Source organism: Mesorhizobium sp. B2-4-13, from assembly GCF_006658535.1.
GTDB lineage: Bacteria > Pseudomonadota > Alphaproteobacteria > Rhizobiales > Rhizobiaceae > Mesorhizobium > Mesorhizobium australicum.
This window is the reverse complement of the sequence record NZ_VFVB01000006.1, coordinates 284292-302709: the sequence shown is the minus strand read 5'-3', so window position 1 is coordinate 302709 and position 18418 is coordinate 284292. Positions and strand designations below refer to the sequence as shown.

The 18418-nt window shown below is 62.8% G+C and carries 21 protein-coding genes; 10 read left to right on the top strand and 11 right to left on the bottom strand.

All coding sequences use genetic code 11. From position 1 onward, the window contains the following. Window positions 1–109: 109 nt before the first annotated feature. Entirely contained in the window at window positions 110–1159 is a 1050-nt protein-coding gene (locus tag FJ936_RS18725) for a DUF1176 domain-containing protein (protein ID WP_141906858.1), read from the top strand. 19 nt (window positions 1160–1178) lie between these two features. Here FJ936_RS18725 and FJ936_RS18720 read toward each other — a convergent pair whose 3' ends face one another. From FJ936_RS18720 to FJ936_RS18690, 7 genes are read right to left on the bottom strand one after another with little or no spacing between them, the layout of a single operon-like run. Beyond that, window positions 1179–2072, bottom strand: a complete 894-nt coding sequence (locus FJ936_RS18720; RefSeq protein WP_181171049.1) for an alpha/beta fold hydrolase — start codon at window positions 2070–2072, stop codon at window positions 1179–1181. A gap of 31 nt (window positions 2073–2103) precedes the next feature. Further along, complete coding sequence (locus FJ936_RS18715) at window positions 2104–3714, bottom strand: molybdopterin-binding/glycosyltransferase family 2 protein (protein WP_141906857.1); 1611 nt, start codon at window positions 3712–3714, stop codon at window positions 2104–2106. Then, window positions 3711–4415: an XdhC family protein gene (locus FJ936_RS18710; protein WP_140874088.1), complete on the bottom strand. Its 705-nt coding sequence runs from the start codon at window positions 4413–4415 to the stop codon at window positions 3711–3713. Before FJ936_RS18710 ends, FJ936_RS18715 begins: the two co-directional genes overlap by 4 nt. Before the next feature lie 5 nt (window positions 4416–4420). Beyond that, window positions 4421–4759: an XdhC family protein gene (locus FJ936_RS18705; protein WP_015318120.1), complete on the bottom strand. Its 339-nt coding sequence runs from the start codon at window positions 4757–4759 to the stop codon at window positions 4421–4423. 48 nt (window positions 4760–4807) lie between these two features. Further along, window positions 4808–6058: a VWA domain-containing protein gene (locus FJ936_RS18700; RefSeq protein WP_181763150.1), complete on the bottom strand. Its 1251-nt coding sequence runs from the start codon at window positions 6056–6058 to the stop codon at window positions 4808–4810. Between the two features lie 4 nt (window positions 6059–6062). Next, window positions 6063–6992: a MoxR family ATPase gene (locus FJ936_RS18695; protein ID WP_141906855.1), complete on the bottom strand. Its 930-nt coding sequence runs from the start codon at window positions 6990–6992 to the stop codon at window positions 6063–6065. Continuing rightward, entirely contained in the window at window positions 6989–7516 is a 528-nt protein-coding gene (locus FJ936_RS18690; protein WP_015318123.1) for a flavin reductase, read from the bottom strand. Before FJ936_RS18690 ends, FJ936_RS18695 begins: the two co-directional genes overlap by 4 nt. A gap of 179 nt (window positions 7517–7695) precedes the next feature. Here FJ936_RS18690 and FJ936_RS18685 point away from each other — a divergent pair, with 179 nt between their 5' ends. Together FJ936_RS18685 and FJ936_RS18680 are read left to right on the top strand one after the other, a co-directional pair. Next, a complete protein-coding gene (locus FJ936_RS18685) occupies window positions 7696–8769 on the top strand; it encodes an ABC transporter substrate-binding protein (RefSeq protein ID WP_141906854.1) in 1074 nt (357 codons plus the stop codon). Next, a complete protein-coding gene (locus FJ936_RS18680; protein ID WP_141906853.1) occupies window positions 8769–9791 on the top strand; it encodes a P1 family peptidase in 1023 nt (340 codons plus the stop codon). Before FJ936_RS18685 ends, FJ936_RS18680 begins: the two co-directional genes overlap by 1 nt. A gap of 18 nt (window positions 9792–9809) precedes the next feature. Here the strand turns inward: FJ936_RS18680 and FJ936_RS18675 are convergent, their stop codons facing one another. After that, window positions 9810–10064: a DUF2171 domain-containing protein gene (locus tag FJ936_RS18675; protein WP_015318126.1), complete on the bottom strand. Its 255-nt coding sequence runs from the start codon at window positions 10062–10064 to the stop codon at window positions 9810–9812. Window positions 10065–10210: 146 nt separating this feature from the next. On the opposite strand from FJ936_RS18675, the gene FJ936_RS18670 reads away from it, so the two are divergent. From FJ936_RS18670 to purB, 3 genes are read left to right on the top strand one after another with little or no spacing between them, the layout of a single operon-like run. After that, window positions 10211–10933, top strand: a complete 723-nt coding sequence (locus FJ936_RS18670; RefSeq protein ID WP_015318127.1) for a DUF2259 domain-containing protein — start codon at window positions 10211–10213, stop codon at window positions 10931–10933. A 56-nt stretch (window positions 10934–10989) separates the two neighbouring features. Then, window positions 10990–11454, top strand: a complete 465-nt coding sequence (locus FJ936_RS18665; protein ID WP_015318128.1) for a hypothetical protein — start codon at window positions 10990–10992, stop codon at window positions 11452–11454. Between the two features lie 60 nt (window positions 11455–11514). Next, window positions 11515–12822, top strand: coding sequence for an adenylosuccinate lyase (purB, locus tag FJ936_RS18660; RefSeq protein ID WP_141906852.1), 1308 nt, complete (start codon window positions 11515–11517; stop codon window positions 12820–12822). Between the two features lie 48 nt (window positions 12823–12870). Here purB and FJ936_RS18655 read toward each other — a convergent pair whose 3' ends face one another. Continuing rightward, window positions 12871–13683, bottom strand: coding sequence for a VOC family protein (locus FJ936_RS18655; RefSeq protein WP_141906851.1), 813 nt, complete (start codon window positions 13681–13683; stop codon window positions 12871–12873). Between the two features lie 244 nt (window positions 13684–13927). On the opposite strand from FJ936_RS18655, the gene FJ936_RS18650 reads away from it, so the two are divergent. Beyond that, on the top strand, window positions 13928–14476 hold the full coding sequence (locus FJ936_RS18650; RefSeq protein ID WP_140616988.1) for an alpha/beta hydrolase: 549 nt from the start codon (window positions 13928–13930) through the stop codon (window positions 14474–14476). Between the two features lie 173 nt (window positions 14477–14649). After that, the gene (locus tag FJ936_RS18645; protein ID WP_141906850.1) at window positions 14650–15942 is read left to right on the top strand and encodes an acyltransferase; all 1293 of its coding nucleotides are present in this window, start codon (window positions 14650–14652) and stop codon (window positions 15940–15942) included. On the opposite strand, the gene FJ936_RS18640 is transcribed toward FJ936_RS18645, so the two are convergent. Both FJ936_RS18640 and FJ936_RS18635 read right to left on the bottom strand, forming a co-directional pair. After that, on the bottom strand, window positions 15849–16622 hold the full coding sequence (locus FJ936_RS18640; protein WP_141906849.1) for an HpcH/HpaI aldolase/citrate lyase family protein: 774 nt from the start codon (window positions 16620–16622) through the stop codon (window positions 15849–15851). The two genes, FJ936_RS18645 and FJ936_RS18640, sit on opposite strands and share 94 nt — an antisense overlap. 110 nt (window positions 16623–16732) lie before the next feature. Beyond that, window positions 16733–17053, bottom strand: a complete 321-nt coding sequence (locus FJ936_RS18635; RefSeq protein WP_015318134.1) for a DUF1476 domain-containing protein — start codon at window positions 17051–17053, stop codon at window positions 16733–16735. 274 nt (window positions 17054–17327) lie between these two features. On the opposite strand from FJ936_RS18635, the gene purC reads away from it, so the two are divergent. Beyond that, window positions 17328–18122, top strand: coding sequence for a phosphoribosylaminoimidazolesuccinocarboxamide synthase (gene purC / locus FJ936_RS18630; protein WP_013532127.1), 795 nt, complete (start codon window positions 17328–17330; stop codon window positions 18120–18122). Window positions 18123–18164: 42 nt separating this feature from the next. Beyond that, window positions 18165–18407: a phosphoribosylformylglycinamidine synthase subunit PurS gene (purS, locus tag FJ936_RS18625; RefSeq protein ID WP_015318135.1), complete on the top strand. Its 243-nt coding sequence runs from the start codon at window positions 18165–18167 to the stop codon at window positions 18405–18407. Window positions 18408–18418: the final 11 nt, after the last annotated feature.

The following is an 18418-nucleotide window of genomic DNA, read 5'->3' as shown; positions in this document are numbered from 1 at the left end:
GCGAGGACGTAGCGCTCTCAGGCGCGATTCTTCAAGCGGCGGGCGCATGGCGTCACCACGTCGCCGCAATCGCCGTGGTAGAATCTTCGTTATCGAGCGGAGATCCCCGATGACACGCGCCCTTTTCGCAGCGACTGCCCTTCTCTCCCTTGCCACGACAGGCCACGCGGCATTGGCCGCAGCCGATACGCCCGAAGCGCCTTACGTCGATGATCGGTCGAGCGCGGATGCGGTCGTGCATTCACTCTACAGCGCCATCAACCGGCATGAATTCGCCCGCGCCTGGGGCTACTTCGGTGATACAAAGCCGGCAAAGGATTTCGACACATTCGTCAAAGGCTATGACGGCACCGATAGGGTGGAGGTCAAGACCGGTCCGATTTCGGACGAGGGCGCGGCGGGCAGCATCTATTACAACGTCCCGGTCGCCATCCAGGCAACCGACAAGAAGGGCGAGGCGAAGGTTTTCGCCGGCTGCTATACGCTGCGCCAGGTCAACGCCCAGATCCAGGCGCCGCCGTTCCAGCCTATCTTCATCGACAAGGGAGCGCTGAAGCCCTCCACCGCCGACTTCGACGAGGCGTTGCCGCCAAGCTGCGGCGACGGCCCGCCGCCGCCGAAAAAGGACACCGCACTGGAACAGGCCAAGAAGGCCTTCCTGGCGACCTATGGCGACCAATGCGACAAGGACCGCCTGGCCAATGAGCCAGAGGTCTTTTCGATCAAATACAAGGACAGGAATGCTCAGCCGAACGATCCTGACAAGGAGACCCGGCTGTTCCACTTCTCCTGCTCGGCCGCCGCCTACAATGAAAGCTCGGTCTATTACATGACCGACGAGGTGGACGGTGTCAGGCAATTGCAGTTCGCCGAGCCGGAGACCGATATACGCTACGAGAACAACGACAGCGACGGCAAGCTGTTGAGTGTAACGGTGATCGGCTTCCGGACCACAGGGTGGGCGGTCAATTCCGACTATGACCAGAATGCTCACACCATCACCACGCTCAACAAATGGCGCGGCGTCGGCGATGCTTCGGATGCCGGGACATATCTGTTCCGCAACGGCGATTTCTCGCTGGTCCAGTATGACGTCGACGCGTCCTATGACGGCGAGGAGAACCCGCAGACGGTCGTCGACTACAACACCGCGCCTTAGACCCTCTAGCGCATCAGGCTTATGGTGCCTTCGACAGCATCCAGTCGAGCGTGCCGCGCCAGTCTACCATGCGGATCGGCGTGCCGTGCGTGCCGGTCTCGAAGCGCACGAAGCGGGTCGGATAGTTTTTTGATTTGGCAAGGATGGAGCGGAAGAACGCTTCCTGGTTCGCCACGGGAAAGACCACGTCATGGCTGCCCTGGCCGAAGAACACTGGCACGCGACGCTTGAAGGCGGGACTGCCGAGAAAGCCCTCGTCCCACAGCGATCCGAGCAGCAGCAGTCCATTCACGCGGCCACCAGTATCCTTGCGTGCGGCAAGTTTCCAGCACAGCGCGCCGCCCATCGAGCCGCAGGCGACGAAGATTTTCGCGCCCGGAGACTGTTCGGCATAATGGTCGATCAGGGCGGCGACCAGTGCCGCGCCCTTGTCGCCGAAATCAGGGAAATCCGGAGAAATATAGAGCCCGCCATTGCCGGCCATCAGGTTCTTGAGCCGGTTGAAATTGCCGCCGAAGGTGAAATCGTCGACGCCTTGCTTGCGGCTGCCGCCCTGCCCATGCAGGTAAAGCACGATGATGGCGGCTCCTTGCGTCCTACCGACGGCGACATGCCTGACATCGCCGGCGTCGGTCTTCAGCATCAGATCCTGCTGTACCTTGCGCACGCCGGTGTCGGTGTACTGGGCATGCACGCGTTTTTCCGGCACCTCGTCGCGCTGGTTGATGTCGCGCATCTCGCGGTAGTCGAGGACCGTGTAGGCGCCGTTGCTGTCGGATGACAGCGTCGCCGGATAGGCGAAGAGATCGTCCTTGAAGGGTTTCAAGGACAAGGTGTCGGCACTGGCGGCCGAGGAAAACAAGAAAAGCATTGCCGTGACGAAAACGCGGCACGCGACGGTACGAATAGCCATACCGCAGGCATGCTAATGCCGCCTCCGTTTGTCAATCCTGCAGCACGCCGCCCGCGCCTTCCAGTGCCTCTCGGGTGTCGACATCGACGGACGCGCCCTCGCCGATCTCGACATCGATGACATCGAGCCCTTCGGCCTCGATCAGATGGCGAGCGCCGGTGTCGCCTTCGAGATGGGCGATTGCCGCGAATAACGAGCGCGGCAAAAGCACCGGGTTGCCGCGTTTGCCTTGGTGCGTGGCACGGACCACCGAGTTGCCGCCGGCCCTGCGGAAGGCATCGATAAGCCTGTCGAGGTCGTCGGATGCGACACCCGGCATGTCTCCCAGAACGATCATCGCACCAGCGGCGTCTTCGGGCAGATAGGCAGTGCCGGCCTTAAGCGAGGTCGACAGGCCATCGGCAAAATCAGGATTGTCGGCGAAGGTGACGTCGAGGCCCGACAATGCCGCGCGCACCCGCTCGCGCTGATGACCGGTGACGACGATCGTGCCCGAAGCCTTCGAGGCGAGCGCGCGTTCGGCGGTGCGGCGCACCAGCGGCTGGCCGTCGAACAGCGCCATCAGCTTGTTCGGCCCGCCCATGCGGCTCGACCGGCCTGCCGCCAGAAGCACGATCCCGACCTTGAGCCGGCTTTTGGCCGGCAGCGGCTCGCGCGGCTGCGGCCGCGTCGGTATCTCCATCAGCAGGCCGCCGACGCCCATGCCGGCAATGTCGCGCGCGGTGACGTCCAGGCCGGCAATCAATCGGTCGAGCACCCAGTCGAAGCCGTTCTCCTTGGGGCTGCGGGCGCAGCCAGGCGCGCCGATGATACGCTTGCCGCCGAGTGTGCCGAGCACCAGCAGATTGCCGGGATCGACCGGCATGCCCGCGCGGATGACGGTACCGCCCGCCCCCTCGATCGCCGCCGGAACGACGTCGGCGAAATCGCTCATGGCGGAAGCCCCGAAGATCACCACCATGTCGTTGTCGCGCGCAAGCGCGATGGCGGCCTCGGCGACAGGGGCGATCTCATGCGGCGTACGGCGCTCCGCCGTCAGCCAGCCGCCGGAGCGCGCCAGCCGGGCTTCGGTGACGCGCAGCGTCTTGTCGAGCACGGTTGGCTTGGTGCCCGGCAGCACCGTCTGGATGACGCCGACACGCATCGGCCGATAGGCGTTGACGGCAAAAATTTCGCCGCTGGCGCAGATTTCCGTCACGGCAGCCACCAACGAGGAAGAGACCGCGAAGGGGATGATCTTCACCGTCGCGACCATCTGGCCCTTTTCGACCGACGCGTGCTGGGCCAGCGTGGCGATGGTGATGGCAGGATCGACCGCATTGATGGCATCGATGACAGCGGCATTGACGGTGAAGATGCCAGCCGCCTTGGCGTGGAGATTGACCCGGCCGGTAGCGGCGGGCTTCGCCTCGATGCCGCCTAAGGTCATGCTTTCGGCAATTTTTTGCGCCGCGGCGTCCTCGCCGAGATCGTCCGGCGCCAGCACGGCCGCAACGACCTGCGAAACACCTGCCCCCTTGAGCGTTGAGACATCTTCGGCGCTCAGCCTGTGCGCCTTGCGAAATCGCTTTTCGCCGGCCGCGGTCGCATGCGCCAGCACCGCCCCTTCGGCCGCCTCGATCGGGATCGGACCGAATTTCACGCCGCCGCGCCCTTCGCATCGAGGCCTCGTGAGCGGAAGGCAAGAATGGTCTGCGCGAGAATGGCGACGGCGATTTCGGCGGGGCTTGCCGCCCCGATGTCCAGCCCGATCGGCGCGTGGATACGCGCGATCTGGTCCGCACTCGCGCCCAACGCCAGCAGGCGCTCGACGCGCTTGGCATGCGTCTTTCGGCTGCCGAGCGCTCCGACATAGAAGCAGTTGGCGTCGAGTGCCGCCTTCAACGCGAAATCGTCGATCTTGGGGTCATGGGTGACGGCGGCGAGCCCGGTGTAAGCGTCGAGCGGCTGGCGTTCCAGCACGTCCTGCGGCCAGTCGGCATGCAAGGCGACATCGGGAAAGCGGTCCGATGTGGCAAAGGCGGTGCGTGGATCGATGATCTCCAATGGATAGCCTGCGATCCGGGCCATCGGCGCGAGCGCCTGACTGATATGCACGGCGCCGATCACCACCAGGCGCGGCCGCGGCAGATGCGCATTGAGGAAGAAGGTCCGCCCTTCCGCCTCGACAGACCCCGAATTGCCGGATCGAAACGCCTTGGCGATCGCCGCTCCGAGGTCGCCGGCGACCTGATCGCCCTCCCGCACAATACGGTCGCGACCATCACCGAGATCGGTGACGAGGATCGCCGCGCGGCGGGCGCGCCGCTCGGCATTGAGCGTCTTCAGCGCATAAGGATCCATCGGGGTCAGCCCAATCGCTCAACATAAACCTTGATGCGGCCGCCGCAGGACAGGCCGACTTGCCAGGCGGTCTCATCGGCAACACCGAACTCCAGCATCCTGGCTTTGCCGGAGCCGATGACGTCGACCGCCTCGGTCACGACAGCGCCCTCGACGCAACCGCCCGAAACTGAGCCGTGGAAATTGCCATCGGCATCGATGACAAGGTGGCTGCCGACCGGGCGCGGCGCTGAACCCCAGGTCTCGACCACGGTCGCGACAGCGACATCCTTGCCGTCCTTCATCCAGGCTTCCGCGATGATCAGCGGGTCGCGGGCCTCATCGAGATAAAGACTGTCACTCATCGTTGCTTCTCTCAGGGTCTGTTTTTCCAAAAGCAGGAAAATATATGGCTATGCGGCGCGCCTTGCGCCAGCATCCATCCACCGCCGTGGATCGACGGAAAGGACCGATTTCTTGTCCAGCGAGGTGCAGAGATCGGCGAGCGCGTCGAGATTGTGCACCGCGCGGAATTCGTCGACATGCGGCAGCATCGCCTTGACGCCGCGGGCGCGCGCCTGAAAACCATCGAAGCGCAACAACGGATTGAGCCAGATCAGCCGCCGGCAGGATTTGTGCAGCCGCTCCATTTCTTCCGCCAAGCCCCCTATATCGTCGCACTCCAGCCCGTCGGTGATCAGAAGCACCACCGCGCCCTGTCCCAGCACACGTCGCGACCATACAAGGTTGAACTCGGCTAGCGTATCGCCGATGCGCGTGCCACCCGACCAGTCCTTGACCGCCGCCGAGCAATCGGCAAGGGCGGCATCGGGATCGCGGTGGCGCATCTGCCGGGTCAGGTTGGTCAGCCGCGTGCCGAAGACGAAAGTGTGCACGCGCCGGCGCTTTTCCGTCAGCGCATGCAGGAAATGCAGGAAGATGCGCGTGTATTGGCTCATCGAACCGGAAATATCGGCCAGCACCACCAGGGGCGGATGAACTTCGCGGACCGAGCGGAATTTCGGCAGGATCAATTCACCGCCGGTGCGCGCCGCCGAGCGCATCATGGCACGTGGATCGATGCGGCGGCCATGCGCATCGGCCTTGAAGCGTCTGGTCCGCACCATGTCGACAGGCAGCCGCAACGCCGCGATCGCCTTCCTGGCGTCAGCCATCTCGACTGCGTTCATCTGCGCGAAATCCTTGCCCCGCAACAGCTCGTTGCCGGAAAAGGTGAAGCGGGCGTCGACCTCGATCTCAGGGATTTCCTGAGGCGTCTGGTTTTTCTGATGCCCCTCGAACATCGCCTGGCTGACGCGATTTTCAGCCGCGCGCGGTTTCTGCTTCTGCCTGACGTCAGGCGCCACCGGCGAAAACATCGCCAGCAGCTTCTCGATCAATTCGCGCGATTTCCAGAACAGTCGGAAAGCTTCGTCGAAGGTGGCATGATCCTCATGCCGCGAGACCAGAACGGCGTGCAGGGTCCAGTAAAAGTCATCACGCGAGCCGATGCCGGCGACGAGCACCGCCTCGATCGCGTCCTTGACCGAAGCGGGCCCGACCCGCATGCCGGCCTTGCGCAAGGCGCGGGCGAAATAGACGATGTTGTCTGCGATCCGGCCGTCCGCCGTCGCCTCTCCAGGGTCGGGTCGGGACGCCTTCACCACCCTACTCCGCCGCCGCGAGCTCGGCCTTGACCTCATCCAGGATGCGCCGGCCCTCGCCCGCGCCGATGCGGGCAATGTCGTCCTGGTATTTCAGCAGCACCCCGATCGTGTCGGACACCGTCTCCGGATCGAGCGCCACCTTGTCGAGTTCGGTCAGCGCGCCGGCCCAGTCGATGGTTTCGGCGACGCCCGGCACCTTGAACAGCTCGATCTGGCGCAGCTTCTGGATGAATGACACCACTTCGGCCGAAAGCCGCTGGTTGGCCCGAGGCACCTTGCGGCGCACGATCTCCAGTTCGCGCTCGGCATCGGGGTAGTCCACCCAGTGATAAAGGCAGCGCCGCTTCAGCGCATCGTGGATTTCGCGGGTGCGGTTGGTGGTGATGATGACGATCGGCGGCTCTTCCGCCTTGATCGTGCCGAGTTCAGGCACAGTCACCTGGAAGTCGGAGAGGATTTCGAGCAGGAAGGCTTCGAAGGCTTCGTCGGTGCGGTCGAGTTCGTCGATCAGGAAAACCGGGGCTGCGCCCGTCTTGCCCGTCAGCGCATCGAGCACCGGCCGGCGGATCAGGTACTTTTCGGAGAAAACGTTACGCTCCATGGCGGAGCGGTCGACCTTGCCGGCGGCCTCCTCCATGCGGATTTCGATCATCTGCGCGGCGTAATTCCACTCATAAACGGCCGAGGAGACGTCGAGCCCCTCATAACACTGCAGACGGATCAGCCGGCGGCCAAGCGCCTCGGCCAACACCTTGGCGATCTCGGTCTTGCCAACGCCGGCCTCGCCTTCGAGGAAAAGCGGCCGTCTCATGCGCAGAGACAGGAAAAGCACCGTTGCCAGCGACCGGTCCGCGACATAGTCCGCGCCGGTCAGGAGATCGAGCGTTTCGTCGATCGTCCGCGGCACGGGGCGCGGTTTCAAGTCGCTCATTCCTTCTCCGCGGGTGCGGCGGCCCCACTTTCCAGGACGTGGTAGCCGCGGGCGTGATAGATCAGCGGCCGCAAATTATCGCCCATACGCAGACCTGTCACCTTGCCAAAAAGCACACGATGGGTGGCCAGGTCCTTGGTGTCGATCAGTTCGCAGTCGAACACGGCGAGCGCGCCCTTCAGCGTCGGCGCGCCGGTGGAAATCACATCCCATTCGCCGAGCGCGAAGCGCTCTTCGACCGGCAGGCCAGTCATGCCGGAAAATCCAATCGACAGCGGCTCCTGGTGCGAAGCCAGCGTGTTCAGGGCAAATTTGCCGTTCTTCACGAACAGCTCATTCTTGGCATTTTCACGATTGAGGCAGACCAGAATGGTCGGCGGCGTATCCGACACAGAACATGCCGCGATCACCGTCGTCCCCCGCTTTCCGGCGGGTCCGTCGGTGGTCACCACATGGACATGACCGGCAAAATGACTCATCGCGTCGCGATAGGCCTGCGGTCCAATATCGTTCTTCTTCAGCACTGGAAGATTCCATGGCCATTGTTCACCTGACATATATGGCCAGACATCACATGCCACAAGCGAAGTGCTTGGCCCATATCCCGAATTCGCGTGTTGCACCAAGGCCGGGCAGCCTTTAGGTCTTGGCGGGAATTTGACGCCTGCGCGACGTCGCGGGCTTGGAGGAATTCTTCGGCAGCATGCGATCCGGGGCAACCATAACCGCAGCGCTGGCCTGGCTGTTCATGGCCGGCGCCGCCAGCGCACAGACGCTCACGATTGGTGTCGCAGCACCCCTGTCGGGACCATCGGCCATCCTCGGCAGGCAGATCGAGGCTGGCGCCGGGCTCGCGGCAGAGGTGGACGGCATCCAACTCAAGACTGTTGATGACGCCTGCACCGGCGATGGCGGCGCCGCGGCGGCCAGGGAATTCGTGGCAGCCAAGGTCAATGTCGTGATCGGCTTCCTCTGCACGGAGGCGATCGAGGCGGCGATGCCTGTCCTTAAGGACGCCAATATTCCCGCCATCACCGTTGGTGTGCGAACCGAAAGCCTGACCGACCGCCGCGCCAAGACCGGCTGGCCGGTTTATCGCCTCGGCCCGCGAGGCGACGACGAGCGCAATGCCGTCGCCTCCACCCTTACCCGCCTATGGCAGAACGAGCTGTTCGCGATCATTGACGACGGCACTATCTATGGCCGCGAGATGGCGGAAACATTTCGTGCTGCTGCCGAGCAGGCGGCACTGAAACCGGTCTTCGTCGACACGTTCCGGCCGCAGCTCGACAACCAGATCGGCCTGATGGGACGGTTGAAAAAGGCCGGCGCCACGCATGTCTTTGCCGGCGGCGATGGCGACGACATCGCCATTATGGGGCGCGATGCCGCCCAGCTCCAGACGGGCATCGTCCTTGCCGGCGGCGAAAACCTGCGCACGCCGCCCGGCGACGTGCCTTACGCGACCGGCACGCTGATGATCGCGCCACCCGAATGGGCCGATGTCGCGGATCCCAAGGTGCTGGAAAGCTTCTCCGCGCACAAGATCGTGCCGGACGGCTACGCCCTGCCGGCTTATGCTGCGGTCGAGATCGCCAAGGCCGCATCGTCGGACGCAGCAGGCTCCGGCGGGCCGCTGGCCGAGGCACTCACCGGGCATGATTTCACCACGGCGATCGGATCGGTCCGCTTCGACGACAAGGGCGACCTCAGCCAGAGCCTCTACCGTGTCTTCCGCTTCGACGGCACCCGCTTCGTGCCCTTGGAAAACAACTGATGTTCCGCACCGGTCCACGCAATCTCATCACCGATGTCATGGGCCTGCGCGTTGGCAATGCTTCCGACGCGAGGCTGAAGTCCGGCCTGACGACCGTCCTTTGCGACGAGCCGGCGGTCGCGGGAGTCCAGATTCTTGGCGGCGCGCCTGGCACCCGCGAGACGGATCTGCTGGAACCGCACAATTTGGTGGAGACGATCCATGCCGTGGTGCTGTCGGGCGGTTCTGCTTTCGGGCTCGATGCTGCCTCCGGCGTGCAGGCCGCACTGCGCGAACGCGGCATCGGCTTCGAGGTTGGCGGCTTCCGCGTACCGATCGTGCCGGCGGCGATCCTCTTCGACCTGCGCAATGGCGGCGACAAGGACTGGGGCCGCTATCCCCCCTATCGCGACCTCGGCTACGAGTCGGTGCAGACTGCCGCTGTCGATTTCCAATTTGGCACGGCGGGCGCCGGAACCGGTGCACTGACGTCGGGGCTGAAGGGTGGCCTGGGTTCCGCCTCGACACTGCTGGACAATGGGATCACCATCGGCGCGCTGGCCGCCGTCAACCCGACCGGCTCGGTGACCGTCGGCCGCACCCGCCATTTCTGGGCGGCACCCTTCGAAATCGGCGATGAATTCGGCGGGCTTGGTTATCCCTCGCCCATGCCCGAGGACGCGAAGCGGATTTTGCTGAAATACCGGGACAAGGATCACGGACGGCAGTTGGACAGCGGCGGCAACACGACCATCGCGGTCATTGCCACGGACGCGGTTCTCACCAAGGCCGCCGCCAAACGCCTGGCAATTTCGGCGCATGACGGCTTCGTACGCGCCATCTGGCCGACCCATACGCCGGCCGACGGCGACCTGGTGTTCGCGCTGGCCACCGGCAATAGCGGGGTCGAACTGACCGCCGACGCGGCAATCGACCTCTACGCCGCCGCCGGCGCCACTATGGCGCGCGCCATCAGCCGTGGCGTGTTTGCCGCGACGCCAGCCGACAACGACCTGTTTCCCGTCTGGTCGTCACGTCACTAGGCTGGCTAAAGCCGTCGATCAAACCGGATCGGATTTTTCTTCCTCGAACGTCACCGCGACATCGGAATTCGCGGACAGCCACACCTTCTTGCCATCGACCTCGGCAACCAGGGCCAGTGAAATATAGTGGTGATGGCCCTTGTGAGCCCCCTCGCCACTGTCGGCCTTGGTCAGCTTGATGCGCTGGCCATCGACCTTGTCGACGGTGCCGATATGCACGCCGTCGGCGCCGACGACGTCCATGTGCTCACGAATTTTGCTGGTGTCGGTCATGTTAGCTTCTCCATTGGGGTGGGTTTCCCTTGGGACTGCCGACAATAACAAATGACGAGCGGTTTGGATGCATCGGCCTTGGTCCGCACGACGTTTTGATCTCGTCGTGCTAGGGATGAAGCGATCAGGCCGAAGGAGCGATGACAATGCGGACGCTTTTCCTGTTTGCCGTTTGCCTGGCCACGCAGTTCGCGGCGTCGATTGCCCAGGCCGGCGATGTCGCGGAGCTCGAAATCCTGGGCTTCACCCGGGATGGCGGCGTGTTCGCCTTCGAGGAGTACGGCATCCAGGACGGGTCGGGCTTTCCCTATGCCAACCGGTATTACATCGACACGAGCAACGACAGCTTTCTCAAGGGCACGCCGGTCAGGGTCCGGCTCGACGACGAGAAGGCAACGCTCGACGCTGCCCGCCTTCAGGCCCGGCAAAAGGGCGAGGCCATTGTCAGCCAGGCCGAGCTGAGTGCCAACCGCGGCATCACCGCCGGCTCCAACCCGGTGACCGAGCTTTCGGCCGATCCACATCGCATAGTGGTCAATCCGCGACCGATCTTTTCCCCTGTCGACCAGCCGCTCGAGTTCCGGCTCGACGAGATCGGCATGAATGACACCGAAAGTTGCGCCAGCCAGGGCGAGATCAATGGCTTCCGGTTGCTGCGTATCGAGGCGCGGGATGGCGGCACCACCAAATTGCTGCACGAGGACAAAGCGATCCCCAAGAGCCGGGGCTGCCCGAACGGCTACCGCATCGGCGCGGTGCAGACGTTCTCGATGGACAGCCTCAGCGCTTATGCGGTGCTGATCGCGGTGCGCCAGTATGGCTTCGAAGGGCCGGACTTTCGCTGGATCGCCGTGACCGGCCGCCTGTGACAGAGCTTGTCCAACCCGTCAGGCGCAATCGCGCCCTGCACCACCTTCGCGGCGCCATGCCGACACTGCGTGCAGCGCTTCTCGGTGCGCTGCTGTGGGCCGCCGCCATGGGCGCCAGCGCACTCGTCAACCTGTTGCTGGACAATTGGGTGACGCCGGGCAAGATCCGCACCGTGTCCCTGCTGTTTGCCGTCGGCGGCGCCCTGGCCTTTCCGGTTGGCCTCTTTGCCGCACGGCTGGTTTCGCTCGGAAGGGGCCGGGAGGTCGCCTTCGCGGCGATATTCGTAGGGCTTGCTGCCGCAACGATCGGCCTCACCGCCCTGCTGTATGCCCTGCAATACCGCTCCTACTATGCCGAATGGCATGCGCCCGTATTCACCCTCACCTGGGGCTTTCAGCTCGCCTTCACGATGGCGGTGGCGTCCTACCAGTTCGTGGTGCTGGGCATCCGGCTCTATTTCCCGCTTGGTTTCGTCGCCTTGTTCGCCGTCAGCCTCTGGTTTGCACGGCAGCAGCGTTGAGCATTTGGCCCGCCTCTGTTAGGACGCGGACAAATCCCTCCGATACATCAGGAATGACCGATGATCCCTCGCTATTCCCGGCCGGAAATGGTCGCCATCTGGTCGCCCGAAACCCGGTTTCGCATCTGGTTCGAAATCGAGGCCCATGCCTGCGACGCGCTGGCCGAACTGGGGGTCATCCCCAAGGAAGCGGCCAAAACGATCTGGGAAAAGGGAAGCGCGGCCGAATTCGACGTCGAGAAGATCGACGCGATCGAGCGCGTCACCAAGCATGACGTTATCGCCTTCCTCACCCATCTTGCCGAATTCGTCGGGCCCGACGCGCGCTTCATCCATCAGGGCATGACGTCTTCGGACGTGCTCGACACCTGCTTTGCGGTGCAACTCACCCGCGCCAGCGACATTTTGCTGGCCGACATCGATACGTTGCTTGCAGCGCTCAAGCGCCGCGCCTTCGAGCACAAGGACACCGTCACCATCGGCCGCAGCCACGGTATCCATGCCGAGCCGACGACCTTCGGCATAAAGCTGGCGCAGGCTTATGCCGAATTCTCGCGCTGCCGCGAGCGGCTGGTGCACGCGCGCGAAGACATTGCCACCTGTGCGATTTCGGGCGCGGTCGGAACCTTCGCCAACATAGAGCCCTATGTCGAGGAACATGTGGCTCGTAAGCTCGGACTGAAGCCGGAACCGGTGTCGACGCAGGTGATTCCGCGCGACCGCCACGCCATGTTCTTCGCGACCCTCGGCGTTATCGCCTCCTCGATCGAGCGGCTGGCGATCGAGGTGCGGCATCTGCAGCGCACCGAAGTGCTGGAAGCGGAAGAGTATTTTTCGCCGGGCCAGAAAGGCTCGTCGGCGATGCCGCACAAGCGCAACCCGGTGCTGACCGAAAACCTCACCGGCCTTGCCCGCATGGTGCGTTCCATGGCGCTGCCGGCGATGGAGAACGTTGCGCTCTGGCATGAGCGCGACATCTCGCACTCCTCGGTCGAGCGCATGATCGGCCCGGACGCCACCGTGACGCTCGATTTCGCGCTGTCACGCCTGACCAGCGTCGTCGACAAGCTGGTCGTCTATCCCGACAACATGCTGAACAACATGAACAAGTTTCGCGGCCTCGTGCATTCGCAACGCGTCATGCTGGCGCTGACGCAGGCCGGCCTGTCACGCGAGGATTCCTACCGGCTGGTGCAGCGCAACGCCATGAAGGTGTGGGAACAAGGCGCTGATTTTCTTGAGGAACTTCTGGCCGACAAGGAAGTGACAGCCGCACTGCCGGAGGCGCAAATCCGCGAGAAATTCGACCTGGGCTACCACACCAAGCACGTCGACACGATCTTCAAGCGGGTGTTCGGAGGGGCATGAGCTTTCCTTCTCCCCGTTACGGGGAGAAGGTGCCGTGATGACGTCCAATCAAGCCTTACCCGGCACGGTCCTGATCACCGTGCCCCAAGGATCCTCACGGCTCGTTTCGCTGGTCACATTGTCCGAACGCATCTCGACCCAGGCAAGGCCCGAGCGGGAGGGATCGCGGCGGCCGGCGCCGGCGCTTTGCCAGGCATTGGCGCCGATGTGGTGGTGATAATGCCCCGACGACAGGAACACCGCCTGGCCGCCATATTTGGCGACCGTGTCGAAGCCGAATTCCTGGTTCCACCAGGCTTCGGCCTCTTCCGGTCTGCCGACGCGCAGGTGGACATGGCCGACAATGCTGTTTTCCGGCGCGCCTTGCCATCCCGCATCGCCGGCCGGCACTTCGGCAACGACAGACGGAATGTTCATCCGCTCGGTCGCCATGGCGATCTTGTCGCCGTTCCATTTCCAATCCTGCGGGCGGCGGTCGGCATAGATTTCGATGCCGTTGCCCTCGGGATCGGTCAGGTAGAGCGCTTCGCTGACCAGATGGTCCGAAGCGCCCTCGATAGCGATCTTGTCTGAGATGGCGTGGTTGATCCAGCGTCCGAGATCGGCACGGCTGGGCAGCAGGAAAGCCGTATGGAACAGGCCGGCGCTGCGCGGATCGTCCGGTTTGGCGGAGCTGTCCGGCTCAAGCACCATCAGCGGACGGCTGCCGGCACCGAGCGTGATCGCGCCGTCGGCGCGGCTCAATTCCTGCAGTCCGACGACTTTGCGATAATAGGCGGCAAGACTCTCGGCATCACGCGCCTTCAGGCCGACGCGGGCGACGCTCACCGGCGTGGTGGCGGCAAATGGCAATTCGCTCATCATTGTCTCCGTTGCGGCGACGTCTCGCGAAGCTCCCAAAGCGAGGAGTCCGGCGGCGCCGATCACTCTACGTCGTGTCAGCGCCAAAATCCCGGTCCTCCACGGCTGTTTCTCTCCCGACAGAGATCGTCGATCTTCATCGTTCACACAAGACAGCGAAAAGCGAACATGGTGTTCACCGTTGCGACCGGAAGCCTGCCCATCAACGGTTGCATGAGGCAATCGCGCTCGCTATCTGAGCGCCATGAAAGTCAAGGACGCAGATATTCTGATCATTCCCGGATACACCAATTCGGGGCCTGAGCATTGGCAGACCCGCTGGCAATCGAAACTGTCCACGGCGCGCCGCGTCGAGCAAGCGGAATGGTCGAAGCCGGTGCGCGAGGACTGGACGGCAAGTGTGGCCAAGGCGGTCAACGAGGCCGAGAGACCTGTCGTTCTCGTCGCTCACTCACTTGGAGTGGCCGCGGCCGTACAAGCCATTCCGCAGTTCCGGAAGCCGGTCGCCGGCGCCTTCTTCGTGGCACCGCCGGACGTCGCGAATCCCAAGATCAAGCCAAGACATCTGATGACCTTCGGCCCTTATCCTCGCGAACCGCTGCCGTTTCCCTCCATCGTGATCGCCAGCCGCAACGACCCCTTCTGCCCTTTCGATGTCGCCGAGGACATCGCCGGCGCCTGGGGCTCGCTGTTCATCGATGCCGGAGAAACCGGCCATCTCAGCGAGGATTCAGGCTTTGGCCCCTGGCCCGAGGGATCGATGACCTTCGCCAAGTTCCTGACGGACCTCTGAGGCGCGCCAAAATCAACGCACGATGGCATTCGATCAAACTGCAGGACTCGAATAAATAATAATTTAAGAGGGCCAGCGTTAACTATTCAGAAGCAGTGGAAATTGCTTTCTGGATGATCATCCGTGCTTGAACCGGGCTGCCAATTCTTCGCCCTTGAAACAGAGGTCAATGCTTGCGCAAGGACGCTTCACTCGAATTCTTGAGAGGTGCCGCAGCGCTTATCGTTCTCAATTGGCATATCTTGTGTGCTTTTGCGCCGTCCGCGGCGGGCGAAGAGGAGGCTGCGCAATCGCTCAAGACAAGTCTGGCTTTCATCGCTTTCAATGGCGGCTCTGCCGTCTACTTGTTTTTCGTCCTCTCTTCCTATGTGCTTGTGAAGCGTTATTTCCAGTCCCGCGACGCACAAGACCTTCGGCTGGGTGCGATCAAACGTTTGCCTCGTCTGGCTGGACCCGTGCTTGTTGTGGTTCTATCGTCCTGTGTCATCTTCAAGCTCGATCTGTATTTCTTCGAGGATGCAGCGGCGGTCGCTCAATCTGAGTGGCTCGGCAGATTCGGCAATGCTTCAAAGGTACTGTCGCGGGAGACAGCGAGTTTCTCCGACGCATTCCTGCAAGGAGCGTGGCGGACATTCATTTTCGGCGACAAATATTACGACAGCAGCCTGTGGACCATGACGATCGAGTTCTGGGGCAGCATGCTGACCTTCGCCCTCGCCCCGATCGTCTTTTTCTTCCAAGGCCGCTGGGCGCTATTGTCCTGGTTTTGCATAGCAACAGGCGTATTCTTGGCGGCGCAAGTCAGCTTCTTCTTTTGTGCCTTTCCGGCCAGCCTCCTACTCTATCCGCTTCTCGCCATGGGATTTCGCCCGAATCGATGGGTGAGAGGGGCCATGGCGATTATTTCGCTGGTGCTGCTGGGTTATGCAGGAGACGCTGTCGGAATATACCGGCCCTTCGCCGTGCTCGATATTGCAGCTTCCGATATCGGTTTGCGGCAAGCTTGCGTGGCCATCCCGGCAAGCATCATGCTGGTTTACGCCGTGCTGAGCACGGATGACCCACCGTCATGGCTCTCCGGCAAGGCCGCACGTTTCCTGGGCGACCTGTCTTTCCCGCTCTACCTCGTGCATGTACCCGTTATCTGCTCGTTGGGATCATGGGCGCTGTTGGCAAGCGACTCCGCCGCACTCGGCGCTGCCGCCGCGATATCTGGGTCGACCCTCGCGGCATTGCCGCTGATGGCTTTCAACAACTGGTGGGTCCAGGCGCTCGGCGCTTTGTTCGACAGGATCAGACGCGGCGGATCGGCCGCCACGGCGCTCGCGGTGCAGAGGCCTGAGCAACACGCTGGCGACAGCAGTCCGCTGGTTCAGGATCCGATCGAGTCCCGCATGTCCTTGAGCAAGGTCCTTGCTCCCAATGAAATCAGCGCGTGCTCGGAGCCCGTGGCGAGCAGGCGATAGCCCATCGACACGACGCGGCCGGCTATAGCCGGTTCGACGACATAGATCGCCGCATGCCTGCCGGCCTTGCGGGTGCGCTCGGCAACCGAAGCCACCGTCTCCATCATGCTTTCCAGCGTCGAATTGACCGTGGTGCCGTTGGTCCAGGCGATCGAGAAGTCGGACGGCCCGAGGAAAATGCCGTCGATGCCTGGCGTGTCGAGGATGCCGTCGAGCGCATCGAGCGCGGCGCGCGTCTCGACCATGGCAAAAGCCATGGTGCGCTGATTGGTGTCGCGCAGCCATTCGGCATAGTCGCCCTTGCCATGGCGGGGAAAGGCATAGGTCGGACCCCACGAGCGCTCGCCGAGCGGGGGATATTTCATGGCCGCGGCGAACAGCTTTGCATCGGCCACCGAGTTGACCATCGGCGCAATGACCGCCTCGGCGCCGAAATCGAGAGCGCGGCTGGCCATGTCGAAACGGCCAACGGGAATGCGCACCAGCGCCGGCTTGCCCACGGCCAGCACGGGTGCCAGGCCGCGCAGGACGCTGTCCTCGTGATGGCCGCCATGCTGCATGTCGAGTGTCACGGCATCGAAGTCCTGCCTGGCGAGGATCTCCACGGTCAAGGCGTCCGGCACGCCCGACCAGGCGGTTACCAGCGTTTCATCTGCGGCAAGACGGGACTTCAGGGACATCTAATCTCTTTCCTCGTTAACGTCGGCAGTTTCAGCCGGAAACCGCCGCAAAGGCAAAGAAAAACCGCCCGGATCGGCCGGGCGGTCGATTGGGCCAGAAAGCGGCCGGATCAGGTGTTCTTGATCTGCTCGATCGCCTGCGCCATCATTTCGTCCATGGTGCGGCGGATCTGGTGATCGGACTGCTCGACGCCGGCGGCATCGAAATCCTTGCGGATCTTGCGGAACACGTCGTGGTCGCCGGCTTCCTCGATGTCGGAAACAACGACTTCCTTGGCGTAGGCGTCGGCATCGGCGCCGGACTTTCCGAGCTTTTCGGCTGCCCACAGACCAAGCGCCTTGTTGCGCCGCGCCGAAGCCTTGAACCGAAGCTCCTCGTCGAATGCGAATTTGCGCTCGAAGCCCTCTTCGCGGTCTTTCATGCTGCTCATGGCGTCCCTCCGGTCAAATCCGATTCGTTGGCAATGGATATGTGTGTTGCCGAAGCACAAACCAAAAGGTCGCGGGCCGGTCAATATGCTTCGTCATATGCTGCGCTGCGGCATTTCAGTCCCGAAAGCGGTTGATTGAAAGGATTTGCCGATTGAGCAAACGGTGTGATTGGGATAGACCCGGCATTGAACGTCACCGTCGCCGCATTAATTCAGGCGGACGGACAGGAAGTGGTCGCTTGCCGCCTGTCCGCAAATCCAGAGAAAAATTCAAATGAAAAATCGCCGCCGCATTTATGAAGGCAAGGCCAAGATCCTCTATGAGGGACCCGAGCCGGGCACGCTGATCCAGTTCTTCAAGGACGACGCAACCGCGTTCAACAAGAAGAAGCACGAGGTCATCGACGGCAAGGGTGTACTCAACAACCGCATTTCCGAATACATCTTCAATCATTTGAACCGCATGGGCATCCCGACCCACTTCATCCGCCGGCTCAACATGCGCGAGCAGCTGATCAAGGAAGTCGAGATCATCCCGCTCGAGGTGGTGGTGCGCAATGTCGCCGCCGGTTCGCTGTCCAAGCGCCTCGGCATCGAGGAAGGCACCGTCCTGCCGCGCTCGATCATCGAATTCTATTACAAGGCCGACGCGCTCGACGATCCGATGGTTTCGGAAGAGCACATCACGGCGTTCGGCTGGGCAAGCCCGCAGGAGATCGACGACGTCATGGCGCTGGCCATCCGCGTCAACGATTTCCTCTCCGGCCTGTTCATGGGGGTCGGCATCCAGCTCGTCGACTTCAAGATCGAGTGCGGTCGCCTGTTCGAGGGCGACATGATGCGCATCGTCGTGGCCGACGAGATTTCGCCGGACTCCTGCCGCCTGTGGGACGTGGCGACGCAGGACAAGCTCGATAAGGACCGTTTCCGCCGCGACATGGGCGGCCTCGTCGAGGCCTATCAGGAAGTCGCCCGCCGCCTCGGCATCATGAACGAGAACGAGCCGCCGCGTCCTACCGGTCCGGTGCTTGTCGCCTCGACCGATGGCCTCAAAGGCAAGCCGCACTGACAGCGGCTTGCCCCCAACGTTCAGAACAGGAGCATGTCCAGCGTGATCAAGGCCCGCATTACCGTCACCCTCAAGAATGGTGTGCTCGACCCGCAAGGCAAGGCGATCGAACACGCGCTGTCGGGGCTGGGCTTCGATGGCGTCGGCCAAGTGCGGCAGGGCAAGGTGTTCGACGTCGAGCTTTCGGAAAGCGACAAGGGCAAGGCCGAGGCCGATCTCAAGGCCATGTGCGACAAGCTGCTGGCGAACACTGTAATTGAGAATTATAGTGTGACGCTTACCTGAAGTTGTGCCGG

What these genes read in the sequence shown, in the direction of transcription:
- FJ936_RS18725 (WP_141906858.1), top strand. Translation starts at nt 110, where the DNA reads ATGACACGCGCCCTTTTCGCAGCGACTGCCCTTCTCTCCCTTGCCACG.
- FJ936_RS18720 (WP_181171049.1), bottom strand. Translation starts at nt 2,072, where the DNA reads ATGGCTATTCGTACCGTCGCGTGCCGCGTTTTCGTCACGGCAATGCTT.
- FJ936_RS18710 (WP_140874088.1), bottom strand. Translation starts at nt 4,415, where the DNA reads ATGGATCCTTATGCGCTGAAGACGCTCAATGCCGAGCGGCGCGCCCGC.
- FJ936_RS18705 (WP_015318120.1), bottom strand. Translation starts at nt 4,759, where the DNA reads ATGAGTGACAGTCTTTATCTCGATGAGGCCCGCGACCCGCTGATCATC.
- FJ936_RS18695 (WP_141906855.1), bottom strand. Translation starts at nt 6,992, where the DNA reads ATGAGCGACTTGAAACCGCGCCCCGTGCCGCGGACGATCGACGAAACG.
- FJ936_RS18685 (WP_141906854.1), top strand. Translation starts at nt 7,696, where the DNA reads ATGCGATCCGGGGCAACCATAACCGCAGCGCTGGCCTGGCTGTTCATG.
- FJ936_RS18680 (WP_141906853.1), top strand. Translation starts at nt 8,769, where the DNA reads ATGTTCCGCACCGGTCCACGCAATCTCATCACCGATGTCATGGGCCTG.
- FJ936_RS18675 (WP_015318126.1), bottom strand. Translation starts at nt 10,064, where the DNA reads ATGACCGACACCAGCAAAATTCGTGAGCACATGGACGTCGTCGGCGCC.
- FJ936_RS18670 (WP_015318127.1), top strand. Translation starts at nt 10,211, where the DNA reads ATGCGGACGCTTTTCCTGTTTGCCGTTTGCCTGGCCACGCAGTTCGCG.
- FJ936_RS18665 (WP_015318128.1), top strand. Translation starts at nt 10,990, where the DNA reads ATGCCGACACTGCGTGCAGCGCTTCTCGGTGCGCTGCTGTGGGCCGCC.
- purB (WP_141906852.1), top strand. Translation starts at nt 11,515, where the DNA reads ATGATCCCTCGCTATTCCCGGCCGGAAATGGTCGCCATCTGGTCGCCC.
- FJ936_RS18655 (WP_141906851.1), bottom strand. Translation starts at nt 13,683, where the DNA reads ATGAGCGAATTGCCATTTGCCGCCACCACGCCGGTGAGCGTCGCCCGC.
- FJ936_RS18650 (WP_140616988.1), top strand. Translation starts at nt 13,928, where the DNA reads ATGAAAGTCAAGGACGCAGATATTCTGATCATTCCCGGATACACCAAT.
- FJ936_RS18640 (WP_141906849.1), bottom strand. Translation starts at nt 16,622, where the DNA reads ATGTCCCTGAAGTCCCGTCTTGCCGCAGATGAAACGCTGGTAACCGCC.
- FJ936_RS18635 (WP_015318134.1), bottom strand. Translation starts at nt 17,053, where the DNA reads ATGAGCAGCATGAAAGACCGCGAAGAGGGCTTCGAGCGCAAATTCGCA.
- purC (WP_013532127.1), top strand. Translation starts at nt 17,328, where the DNA reads ATGAAAAATCGCCGCCGCATTTATGAAGGCAAGGCCAAGATCCTCTAT.